Annotated in this window: 11 protein-coding genes; 8 read left to right on the top strand and 3 right to left on the bottom strand. The window is 59.8% G+C overall.

Annotated features, from left to right (window positions below; genetic code table 11):
• Positions 1–21 precede the first annotated feature (21 nt).
• Positions 22–642 (bottom strand): TetR/AcrR family transcriptional regulator, encoded by a 621-nt coding sequence (locus ACP7EE_RS22215; RefSeq protein WP_064587091.1) that lies wholly within the window; start codon positions 640–642, stop codon positions 22–24.
• 99 nt (positions 643–741) lie between these two features.
• Here ACP7EE_RS22215 and copC point away from each other — a divergent pair, with 99 nt between their 5' ends.
• Positions 742–1,104, top strand: coding sequence for a copper homeostasis periplasmic binding protein CopC (gene copC, locus ACP7EE_RS22220; RefSeq protein ID WP_426204405.1), 363 nt, complete (start codon positions 742–744; stop codon positions 1,102–1,104).
• 3 nt (positions 1,105–1,107) lie between these two features.
• A complete protein-coding gene (copD, locus tag ACP7EE_RS22225; RefSeq protein WP_426236773.1) occupies positions 1,108–1,965 on the top strand; it encodes a copper homeostasis membrane protein CopD in 858 nt (285 codons plus the stop codon).
• 168 nt (positions 1,966–2,133) lie between these two features.
• Here the strand turns inward: copD and rnhA are convergent, their stop codons facing one another.
• Entirely contained in the window at positions 2,134–2,604 is a 471-nt protein-coding gene (gene rnhA / locus ACP7EE_RS22230) for a ribonuclease HI (protein WP_420649408.1), read from the bottom strand.
• A 90-nt stretch (positions 2,605–2,694) separates the two neighbouring features.
• Positions 2,695–3,453: a methyltransferase domain-containing protein gene (locus ACP7EE_RS22235; RefSeq protein ID WP_426236776.1), complete on the bottom strand. Its 759-nt coding sequence runs from the start codon at positions 3,451–3,453 to the stop codon at positions 2,695–2,697.
• A gap of 65 nt (positions 3,454–3,518) precedes the next feature.
• On the opposite strand from ACP7EE_RS22235, the gene gloB reads away from it, so the two are divergent.
• From gloB to ACP7EE_RS22265, 6 genes are all read left to right on the top strand, one after another.
• Complete coding sequence (gloB, locus tag ACP7EE_RS22240; protein WP_426236778.1) at positions 3,519–4,286, top strand: hydroxyacylglutathione hydrolase; 768 nt, start codon at positions 3,519–3,521, stop codon at positions 4,284–4,286.
• 99 nt (positions 4,287–4,385) lie between these two features.
• The gene (locus ACP7EE_RS22245; protein WP_426236780.1) at positions 4,386–5,849 is read left to right on the top strand and encodes a transglycosylase SLT domain-containing protein; all 1,464 of its coding nucleotides are present in this window, start codon (positions 4,386–4,388) and stop codon (positions 5,847–5,849) included.
• Positions 5,850–6,136: 287 nt separating this feature from the next.
• Positions 6,137–7,969 carry an extracellular solute-binding protein gene (locus tag ACP7EE_RS22250; protein WP_426236782.1) on the top strand — a complete coding sequence of 611 codons (1,833 nt, stop codon included), beginning with the start codon at positions 6,137–6,139 and terminating at the stop codon, positions 7,967–7,969.
• Entirely contained in the window at positions 7,966–9,807 is a 1,842-nt protein-coding gene (locus ACP7EE_RS22255) for an extracellular solute-binding protein (protein WP_426236784.1), read from the top strand. The genes ACP7EE_RS22250 and ACP7EE_RS22255 overlap by 4 nt, the downstream gene beginning before the upstream one ends.
• Positions 9,808–9,811: 4 nt before the next feature.
• Positions 9,812–10,885, top strand: a complete 1,074-nt coding sequence (locus tag ACP7EE_RS22260; protein WP_426236786.1) for a microcin C ABC transporter permease YejB — start codon at positions 9,812–9,814, stop codon at positions 10,883–10,885.
• Between the two features lies 1 nt (position 10,886).
• Positions 10,887–11,906 (top strand): ABC transporter permease, encoded by a 1,020-nt coding sequence (locus ACP7EE_RS22265; protein ID WP_426236788.1) that lies wholly within the window; start codon positions 10,887–10,889, stop codon positions 11,904–11,906.

The raw sequence follows: 11,906 nt of genomic DNA on the forward strand, positions 1-11,906 counted from the left end.
CGAAGGCTGCGATCTTTTGATCTAAGGCTCCAACCCGATCCCACGCAATATCACACTGGTCACCGTTTGCACCGCCCGCTCGAACTGCATGTCCGACAACGGCTGATGCTCATTCAGGATATTCACCTGATGATCAAAGTCCGCATAGTGCTGGGTCGACGCCCAAATCATATACAGCAGACTCGACGGCTCCACCGGCAAAATCCGCTGATCCTCGACCCACTGGCGAATTTTTGCTTCCTTCATCTTCGCCCAGTCATACAGGCTCACATCCAGCGCCTCGCCCAAGGTCGGCGCGCCATGGATGATTTCATTGGCCCAGACTTTCGACCCATACGGCCGGCTGCGTGAGTGGTTCATCTTGGCGCGAATGTAGCTGCTGAGCACCACGCGCGGATCGTCGAACATCTCGAAGCACAGCGCGTCCTGTTTCCACACTTCCAGCAAGTCGAACAGCACCGCGCTGTACAGCTCGCTTTTGGTGCTGAAGTAGTAATGCAGGTTGGAGCGCGGCAATTGCACTTCGGCGGCGATGTCGGCCATGGCGGTGCCACCAAAACCTTTTTCGGCGAACACCTTTTCCGCTGCCAGGAGGATTTTCTCGACGTTACTGCGACGGATCTCGATCTTGTGATTGCCCATAAGGGCTCCCTGACGACAACGTGCTTGAAGACTAGCATCTGCTCAGGGCGAACCGCACGCCCTATACTGTCGGCCGCCATTCACTACCAAGGGATTCCCATGAAGCTGAAAAACCTGCTGACCACCGGCGCCCTGCTCGCCTCTGTCCTCGTGACTTCCCAGGCCTTTGCCCATGCCCATTTGAAAAGCCAGACCCCGGCCGCCGACAGCACCGTCACCGCGCCTGCGGACTTACGGCTGGTGTTTTCCGAAGGTGTTGAAGCGAGTTTCACCAAGATCACGCTGACCAAAGACGGTGCACCGATTGCAGTCAAAGCGCTGAGCACCGAAGCCGACAAGAAAACCCTGATCGTCACCCCCGCCGCTCCCTTGGCGGCTGGCGAGTACAAAGTCGAATGGCACGCCGTGTCGGTCGATACGCACAAAAGCGAAGGTGCTTACCAGTTCAAGGTTGGCCAGTAATTCATGAGCGAAGCGCTGGTGCTGTGCCGGTTTGTGCATTTCAGCGTGGTGTTGCTGCTGTTCGGGGCGTGGTTGTTTCGGCCGCTGCTGCTCGGGGGTGACGCGCCGTTACTGGATCGGCATTTGGCGCGGCTGGCTCGTGGGTTGGCCGCCGTTGCATTGGTCAGCGGCATTGCTTGGGCGCTGCTGATTACCGCGAGCATGGCCGGTTCGGCGGCGTCGGCGTTCGATCCGGATACCGTCGGGCTGGTGCTGGACAAGACGTTTTTCGGTCAGGTCTGGCGCTGGCATTTGCTGATCAATCTGATGTTGCTGGCGCTGCTGTTCACGCCTTGGCATTCGAACATGCCGTTGCGACTGGGGCTGAGTGCGTTGCTGCTGGCGACGCTGGCACCGGTCGGTCACGGGGCGATGCTCGATGGTCTGAGCGGGCAGATGCTGATCCTCAATCAAGTGATTCACCTGACATGCGTCAGCGCCTGGCTTGGCGGATTGTTGCTGTTGCTGATGATTTTGCGCCGTGCGGATGAGCCAGTGCGGCCGGTGTTGCAGCGCTTTAGCGGGATTGGATATTTGCTGGTTGCGGGACTACTGATCACCGGCCTGATCAACGTGCGAGTGTTGACAGGACAGTGGTGGCCGACGCCGATGTTTTCCGGATTTGCGCTGATACTGCTGATCAAGGCTTTGCTGGTGTTGGGCATGCTTGGGTTGGCGTTATTCAACCGCTTGCGCATCAACGATTGTGAACAGCGGATCGAAGCGCTCAAGCGCAGTGTAATCATCGAATGGCTGTTGGGGATTGGTGCGGTTGCGGCCGTGTCGCTGCTCGGGACCTTGCCGCCAATGATTGCAGGCTGAAGATCAAAAGATCGCAGCCTTCGGCAGCTCCAGGGGATGTACCAACCGGCAGAAACTGGTCGGCTGTCAGCCTGCCATCGCCAGCAGGCTGGCTCACACATTGGAAATTCATTCCCCGTGGGAGCTAGCCTGCTAGCGATTGGGCCACCTCGGTGCATCAGCCAGAAATCAGCTCTGTTTGTAACCGCGCACTTCATCCACACCACGATTGGCCAACTGGTCGGCGCGTTCGTTGCCGTGGTGACCGATGTGCCCGCGTACCCACTTCCAAGTGACCTTGTGGCGGTTGACCTGCTCGTCCAGCTCTTTCCACAGGTCGGCGTTTTTCACTGGCTCTTTGGCGGCGGTTTTCCAGCCGCGTTTTTTCCAGTTGACCATCCACTCGTTGATGCCTTTCATCACGTATTGCGAGTCGGTCACCAACAGCACTTCACACGGACGCTTGAGCGCTTCGAGGCCACGGATTGCGCCGAGCAGTTCCATGCGGTTGTTGGTGGTGTTGGCTTCGCCGCCCCACAACTCCTTTTCGATGCCCTTGCACACGAGCAAGGCGCCCCAGCCGCCCGGGCCGGGGTTGCCCTTGCAGGCGCCGTCGGTGAACAGTTCTACGCTATCGGTGCTTTCGCTGCTTTCAGTCATGCAATCTATCCAGAAAAATACGCTGCCTCGTCAATCGTAGACCGACGATGGTCGAGGCCGGGGCAAGCCCGGCCGGGAATTAAAGAGGGTTCAGGGTTCGATGCGTCGGCGGTTGACCTTGGCCATCGGCAGCGGGATCAGCTTGCCCATCGGCTCGCGTCGCTCCTGGCGCAGCGGTCGCAGACCGACGACGATCTTGCGCGCCACCAGCAGATAAAAGCCGCCGCCCGACAGTTGCCAGTCACCGGCCTTGCGTTCCCAGCCAGCCAGACGGGTCTGCCACTTGGCTGACGCGAGCGGCGGACGATAGCACCCGAAGCGGCGTTTCTCCAGCGCGAAGCCCAGCAGATTCAGCCAGTCGGCGACCCGCGAGGGCGAGATGCAGCGTGCCTTGCGCATGGCGTCGCTGGTGAAAACATGACGCAAGCCCCAGGAACTCCAGGGGTTGATACCGACGATCAGCAGATGCCCGCCGGGCCGTACGCTGCTCGCCGCTTCACGCAGCAAACCGTGGGGCGACAGGCAGAAATCCAGACCATGCTGCAACACCACCACATCGGCGGCGTGCTCGCTCAAGGGCCAGGCCTGTTCTTCACAGACGATCTCTACACCCGGCAATGGCGCACCGAGGCGCACATTGCGCTGCACTTGCGGCGCACACGGCGGGGTCTCGGCAGACGGGCCGTAATGCACCAGATAGCCACCAAAGAACCGGCCGAGCTCGTCTTCGAGCATGCGTCGCTCTTCGTCCAGCAGAAATTGCCCGAGCGGGCCGGATAGCCATTCACGGGCCGCACCGATCAGGGCCAGCCAGTCCGGATCAGCCTGTGCGAACGCTTTATCGGTCATGTCATTCTCCAAAGCGCCAGGAACCACTAAGATGCGCCAATGTTTACCGCTTGGCGAATTCGACGATGATACAGATCAGTGCCCTGCCCGCCTTCACCGACAACTACATCTGGTTGTTACAGGATCATGCGACCCAGCGCTGCGCGGTGGTCGACCCTGGCGACGCCGCGCCGGTACAGGCCTGGCTCGACGCCCATCCGGGCTGGGTGCTCAGCGATATTCTGATCACTCACCATCACCATGACCACGTCGGCGGCGTCGAAGCGCTGAAAAAGGCTACAGACGCCACCGTCTACGGCCCGGCCAACGAAAACATCCCCGCGCGCGATGTGGCGCTCAAGGACAACGACCAGGCCCGCGTACTGGGCTGGGACTTCGACGTGTATGCCGTGCCCGGCCACACACTGGGCCACATTGCCTATTACCATCACGGCTTGCTGTTCTGCGGCGACACGCTGTTCGCTGCCGGTTGCGGCCGCTTGTTCGAAGGCACCCCGGAGCAGATGCATCACTCGCTGAGCCGTCTCGCCGCGTTGCCTGAAGATACGCTGGTGTACTGCACCCATGAATACACCCTGAGCAATTTGAAATTCGCCGCAACGGTCGAATCGGGCAACCCGGATATTGCCGCTCGTCTGCAAAAAGTCATTCAGCAGCGGCAAAACGGCGTCATGACCTTGCCTTCGACCCTGGCGCTGGAAAAGCTCACAAATCCGTTTTTGCGTACCTCTGAAACATTAGTTACACAAAAAGTGGACGAACGGAATGGCGCTCAAAACCGGGCGCCGAGTGAGGTTTTTGCGGCTCTGCGGGCATGGAAAGATAATTTCTAAGGCACTCGTGCGCTGGTACAAAAATTCTGAATGGTTGACCGCGAGGGGTGCGCTTTCTAGAATCGCCCGACATTTTTGCCCGGAACTTACTTCCAGCCAATGTCGTCATCCATACGTAAGTCCGTCAATTCAGATGCTTTGACCCGCCTGGCGCAAGCCATCGCGGTGGCTGTGTCCGCCACACTGGCGGGTTGTTCCAGCCACGCTCCGCAGCCTGAAGCGACACATACGCCGAACATTGCTGCGCGAGCCAAGCAGAAGCCCATCTGGCTGACCGAAAAGCCTGTGCCGCAAGCGCCTCAGGACATCTGGGGCCGCATGCGCAATGGCTTCCAGTTGCAGGACGGTCTGGGCGTCAACCCGCGCATCGAGCAACAGCGCCTGTGGTTCGCCAGTAACCCTTCGTTTCTGGAAAACGCCGGCGAACGTGGCAGCCTCTACATCCACTACATCGTAGAGCGCCTCGAAGAACGCAACATGCCGCTGGAACTGGCCCTGCTGCCAGTGATTGAAAGTGCCTACAACCCGATGGCCTATTCCCGAGCCAACGCAGTGGGCTTGTGGCAGTTCATCCCTTCGACTGGCCGTTATTTCAACCTGCGTCAAACCCAATTCTATGATGGCCGTCGCGACATCACCGCCTCGACCACCGCTGCGATGGACTACCTGACCCGCCTGCACGACATGTTCAACGGCGACTGGCTGCTGGCACTGGCTGCGTACAACGCCGGTGAAGGCACAGTCAGTCGTGCGATCGAGCGCAACGAACGACTCGGCCTGCCGACTGACTACTGGAACCTGCCACTACCAGCGGAAACCCAGGCTTATGTACCGAAGCTGCTGGCCCTGTCGCAAGTGGTCCTGACGCCGGAAGCCTATGGCGTCAACCTCAACCCGATCGCCAACGAACCGTATTTCCAGGTTGTCGAAATCAACCAGCGCATGGACCTGTCCAAGGTCGCTGCTGTCGCCAACATCGACGAAGACGAACTGTTCCAGCTCAACCCGGCATTCAAGCAGCGCACCACCATCGACGGCCCGCAGCATTTGCTGGTGCCAACCTCGAAGGCGCAACTGCTGACCGCCAGTCTGCAGACCATGCGCCCGGACGAGTTGATCAGCCCGCGCTCGCTGAAGCCCGTATTCGAAGGTGCTGATCCGAGCGAAGTCGCGCAGCTCAAGCGTGCTTATCGGGTCAAGCGTGGCGATAACCTCGGTTCGATTGCCAAGGCGAACAAGGTTGAAGTCAAGGATCTGCAACGCTGGAACAAGCTGAGCGGCAAGAACCTCAAGGTTGGTCAGACGCTGGTGATGCAGGACGCTACCAAGCGCAGCCCTGCTCGCAACAGCGGCCGCGTCAACACCGTGATTGCGGCCAACAGCAAGACCAAAGGCAAGGCCGAGAGCAAGCAACAGACGCAGTACAAGGTCAAACGCGGCGACACCCTGTACGTGGTGGCCAAACGTTTCAACGTTGAGATGCAACATCTGCAGCGTTGGAATCCGGGTGCTGGCAAGGCGTTGAAGCCTGGGCAGATGCTGACGGTTTATCAGCCGCATTGATTGAGAGAGAGCCTCTGAGATTTCGGGGGCTTTTTTATTTTGTGGCGAGGGAGCTTGCTCCCGCTGGGGCGCGAAGCGGCCCCCTACATTCTTCCGGAAAAACCCGACACACCGGTTTTGCGACTGCTTCGCAGCCGAGCGGGAGCGAGCTCCCTCGCCACAGGTGATCTGTTGCCAGGGCTATTGCGGGCACAATTAACAGCGCATTAACCCCCCATCTTTTTCCTGTCCATACAAGCTGTTACTGTACGGCCCACTAAGCCCAAGCCGCCTGGATCGGATCTGACTTGAAGCGTCCCCTCCTCCTGCTCCTGATCAGCCTGGCCTTGAGCTCAACCGCAAGCGCGACGATTACCGAAAGTCACGGTTATGCGCAGTTCGGCACGCTCAAGTACCCGGCCAGATTTACCCACTTCGACTGGGTCAACCCGCAAGCGCCCAAGGGCGGTACATTGCGGGTGATGGCATTCGGCACCTTCGATACGCTCAACCCGTACACGTTCAAGGGCACCAGCCCGGTCACCACCGCGAATTTCCTGCAATACGGCATCAACGAGCTGAACGAGCCGTTGATGGTCGGCACCGGCCAATACTCGCCCTCCGGTGATGAGCCAGCCTCCAGTTATGGCTTGATCGCGCAATCGGTGGAGTACAGCGAAGATCGCAGCTGGGTGGTGTTCAATCTGCGCCCCGAGGCGCGTTTCCACGATGGCACGCCGATCACCGCGTATGACGTGGCGTTTTCCTATCGCCTGTTGCTCAAGGAAGGTCATCCGCTGTATCGCACCGCACTGCAGGAAGTGCTGCGCGTGGATATCCTCAACAAGCAGCGGATTCGTTTCGTGCTCAAGCGCTCGGGCAACCCGCTGCTGATTCTGCGTCTGGGTGAGTTGCCGGTGCTGCCGCAGCATTACTGGAAGGATCGCGACTTCAAGGCCACAACCTTCGAGCCACCACTGGGCAGCGGCCCGTATCGCATCACTTCGGCGACGCCGGGCCGGCAGTTGATCTTTGAGCGGGTCAAGGATTACTGGGGCAAGGACTTGCCGGTGAATCGCGGCAAGTACAACTTCGACAGGATGGAAGTCGAGTTCTACCGCGACAGCGACGTGGCGTTCGAAGCGTTCAAGGCTGGCGAATTCGATATCTACATCGAACACCAGGCGAAGAACTGGGCCAACGGCTACAACTTCCCCGCCGTACGCCGTGGCGAGGTGATCAAGGCGCAGATCCCGCACCAGATTCCGACGCAGAGTCAGGGTCTGTTCATGAACACCCGCCGCGCGATTTTCTCCGATGTGAAGACGCGTGAAGCGCTGGGGCTGATGTTCGATTTCGAGTGGACCAACCGCGCGTTGTTCAGCGATGCCTACAAGCGCACGACCAGTTACTACCCAAACAGCGAATTCGCCGCCAGCGGCCTGCCGGTCGGGCGCGAATGGCTGATGCTCAAGCCGTACAAGGATCAACTGCCGGCGCGATTACTCACCGAGCCGTTCAGCCTGCCGATAACCGAGGGGCGCGGCATTCCCCGCGAAACCATGCGTAAAGCCCTCGCGCTGCTGACCGAAGCGGGCTGGAAGCTAAACGGCCAACGCCTGCAAAACGCCGCTGGCCAGCCGCTGCGTTTCGAACTGCTGCTGGTCAATCCGAATCTGGAGCGCCTGCTTCAGCCCTACATCGAAAACCTCAACAGCATCGGCATCGAGGCGCGGCTGCGCACGGTGGATCGGGCGCAATACAAACAGCGCCTTGATCAGTTCGATTTCGACATGATCCTGATGACCCTCAACCAGACCCTCAGCCCGGGTCTGGAGCAGTGGCAGTACTTCCACTCCAGCCAGGTCGGGGTCAAGGGCAGCAAGAATTACGCGGGCATCGCCAACCCGGTGGTCGATCATCTGCTTGAGCAATTGCTCGCCGCGCGCACCCGCGATGAACAAGTCGCTGCGGGCAAAGCGCTCGACCGCGTGCTGCTGTGGCAGCACTACATCATTCCCAACTGGTACCTCAATTATCACCGTCTGGCTTACCGCAACCGGTTTGCCTTCGTCACCACGCCGCCCTACACGCTGGGCCTGAGCGCATGGTGGCTGAAATCTTCGGAGACAGATCGATGAAGCCTATCCGCGCCCTGCTGGTGCAGGTCGGCGGCCTGTTGTTCGCCGGGCTGGCCTGTGCCGCCCCGCAACACGCCGTGACCCTGTACAACGAGCCGCCGAAATACCCTGCCGATTTCAAGCATTTCGATTACGTGAACCCCGACGCGCCCAAGGGCGGGATCTTTCGTCAGGCCGGTTTTGGTGGCTTCGACAGCCTCAACCCGTTCATCAGTAAGGGTGTGCCGGCGGACGACATCGGGCAGATCTACGACACCCTGACCAAGCACAGCCTCGACGAACCTTTTACCGAATACGGCCTGATCGCCAGCAAGATCGAAAAAGCCCCGGACAACAGTTGGGTGCGTTTCTACCTGCGTCCTGAAGCCAGGTTCAACGACGGCCACCCGGTACGCGCCGAAGACGTGGTGTTCAGCTTCCAGACGCTGACCAAGGACGGCTCCCCGCTGTATCGCGGCTACTACAACGATGTCGAAGAAGTCATCGCCGAAGACCCGCTCAAAGTGCTGTTCAAGTTCAAGCACACCAACAACCGTGAACTGCCGCTGATTCTCGGCCAGTTGCCGGTGCTGCCGAAGCACTGGTGGGCGACACGCGATTTCAACAAGGGCAATCTGGAAATTCCGCTGGGCAGCGGCCCGTATCAGCTGACCCAGGTCAAGGCCGGGCGCTCGGTGCGTTATGAGCGGGTCAAGGATTACTGGGGCAAGGACTTGCCGGTCAATCGCGGTTTCTACAACTTCGACGTGATGACCACCGATTACTACCGCGACAACACCGTGGCGATTGAGGCGCTGAAGGCCGGGCAGTTCGATTACTGGCTGGAGATGACCGCCAAGAGCTGGGCCAACGCCTACAACATTCCGGCGGTCACTGAAGGGCGGCTGATCAAGGAACAGATCCCCAACGGCAACCCCACCGGCATGCAGGGCTTCGTGTTCAACCTGCGCCGCCCGGTGTTTCAGGATATTCGAGTGCGGCGTGCGCTGACGTTGTTGTTCGACTTCGAATGGACCAACAAACAATTGTTCAACGGCGCCTACGCGCGCAGCCGCAGCTTTTTCGAGAATTCGGAGATGGCTGCCACCGGCCTGCCCGACGCCGATCAACTGGCGATCCTCGATCCGTTCCGCAGCCAACTGCCGGCGCAGGTGTTCAGCGAAGCCTTCGAGAACCCGAAAACCGATGCCAGCGGCATGATCCGCACCCAGCAGCGCGAGGCCTATCAACTGCTGCAAGAGGCGGGCTGGAAGATCGTCGATGACAAAATGGTCGACGCCAGCGGCAAACCGGTGAGCATCGAATTCCTGCTGGCGCAAACCGATTTCGAGCGGGTGCTGCTGCCGCTCAAGCGCAACCTCAGCGACCTCGGTATCGAGCTGGTGATCCGCCGCGTCGACGTTTCGCAGTACATCAATCGCGTGCGCTCGCGGGACTTCGACATGATCGTCGGCAGCTTCCCGCAATCCAACTCGCCGGGTAACGAGCAGCGCGAGTTCTGGATGAGCGCAGCCGCCGACAAGCCGAGCAGCCGCAATACCATGGGCCTGAAGGATCCGGTGGTCGATCATCTGGTCGAGCGCCTGATCAACGCCGATTCGCGCCAGAGCCTGGTGGCCCATGCGCGCGCCCTCGACCGGGTGCTGCAGTGGGGTTATTACGTGATCCCCAATTGGCACATCAAGACCTGGCGCGTGGCTTATTGGAACCACCTCGGTCACCCGCAAATCTCACCCAAGTACGACATCGGCACCAGCACCTGGTGGATCAAACCCGATGCGAAGCCGGCAGTAGAAATCCAAAACCAACTGCAAGCCGACCCTGCGGGCACGGAGTAATCAGATGCTGGCGTACATTTTTCGGCGACTGCTGCTGATCATCCCAACCCTGTTCGGCATTTTGCTGATCAATTTCTTGATCATCCAGGCCGCGCCCGGCGGGCCGGTGGAGCAGATGATCGCCAAGCTCGAAGGCTTTGAAGGTGCCACCAGCCGCATCGCCGGTGGCGGTGCCGAAGTGTCCGTGGCAGGTTCCGCCTATCGCGGCGCGCAAGGTCTGGACCCGGCGCTGGTCAAGGAAATCGAGAAGATGTACGGCTTCGACAAGTCGGCGCCGGAACGCTTGTGGATCATGGTCAAGAACTATGCCTCGCTGGACTTTGGCGACAGCTTTTTCCGCGACGCCAAGGTCATCGACCTGATCAAGGAAAAGATGCCGGTATCGATCTCGCTCGGGCTGTGGAGCACGCTGATCATGTACCTGGTGTCGATCCCGCTGGGGATCGCCAAAGCCACGCGCCACGGCAGCCACTTCGACGTCTGGACCAGTTCGGCGATCATCGTCGGCTACGCGATCCCGGCATTCCTCTTCGCTATTCTGCTGATCGTAGTGTTTGCCGGCGGCAGTTATCTGGACTGGTTCCCACTAAGAGGCCTGACCTCGAACAACTTCGATGAACTGAGTTTCGGCGGCAAGATCCTCGATTACTTCTGGCACCTCGCGTTGCCAGTGACGGCACTGGTGATCGGCAACTTCGCCACCATGACGCTGCTGACCAAGAACAGTTTTCTCGATGAGATCAACAAGCAATACGTGGTCACCGCCAAGGCCAAAGGCCTGACCCGGCATCGCGTGCTCTACGGCCATGTGTTCCGCAACGCGATGCTGCTGGTGATTGCCGGATTCCCCTCGGCGTTCATCGGCATCTTTTTCACCGGCTCATTGCTGGTCGAGGTGATTTTCTCCCTCGACGGCCTCGGCCTGATGAGTTTCGAAGCGGCGATCAACCGCGATTACCCGGTGGTGTTTGGCACCCTGTTCATCTTCACCCTGCTGGGGCTGGTGGTGAAACTGATCGGCGACCTCACCTACACCTTTGTCGATCCGCGCATCGACTTCGAAAGCCGGGAGCATTGAGATGAACCTGTCCCCTCTCAACCGCCGCCGGTTCGAACTGTTCAAGGCCAACAAGCGTGGCTGGTGGTCGCTGTGGCTGTTCCTGATTCTGTTTGGCGCCAGCCTCGGTGCCGAACTGATCGCCAACGACAAACCGCTGGTGGTGCATTACGACAACAACTGGTATTTCCCCGCCATTCAGCGCTACCCGGAAACCACCTTCGGCGGCGAATTCCCGCTGGAAGCCAACTACAAGAGCCCGTACATCCGCGAACTGCTCAAGGCCAAGGACGCGTGGGTGTTGTGGGCGCCGATTCCCTACAACTACCAAAGCATCAACTACGACCTGAAAGTCCCGGCGCCGGCCCCGCCATCGGCGGACAACTTGCTGGGCACCGACGATCAGGGCCGTGACGTGTTGGCGCGGGTGATTTACGGATTCAGGATTTCGGTGCTGTTTGCGCTGACCTTGACCGTCTGCAGCTCGATCATCGGTGTGATCGCCGGGGCCTTGCAGGGTTTCTATGGCGGCTGGGTCGATCTGGCCGGCCAGCGCTTTCTGGAGATCTGGTCGGGGTTGCCGGTGTTGTACCTGCTGATCATCCTCGCCAGTTTCGTCCAGCCGAATTTCTGGTGGCTGCTGGGGATCATGCTGCTGTTCTCGTGGATGAGCCTGGTCGATGTGGTGCGCGCCGAGTTCCTGCGCGGGCGCAACCTCGAATACGTACGCGCCGCGCGGGCGCTGGGGATGCAGAACGGCGGGATCATGTTCCGCCACATTCTGCCCAACGCCATGGTTTCGACCATGACCTTCATGCCGTTCATCCTGACCGGCGCCATTGGCACCCTGACGGCGCTGGACTTCCTCGGTTTCGGCTTGCCGGCCGGCAGTCCGTCGCTGGGCGAATTGGTGGCGCAGGGCAAATCCAATCTGCAAGCGCCGTGGCTGGGCATGAGCGCGTTTGCCGTGTTGGCGTTGATGCTGAGTTTGCTGGTGTTTATCGGCGAGTCCGCTCGCGATGCCTTCGACCCGAGGAAGTGA

It is taken from the genome of Pseudomonas sp. TWP3-2 (assembly GCF_049897765.1).
In the GTDB taxonomy this organism is placed as follows: domain Bacteria; phylum Pseudomonadota; class Gammaproteobacteria; order Pseudomonadales; family Pseudomonadaceae; genus Aquipseudomonas.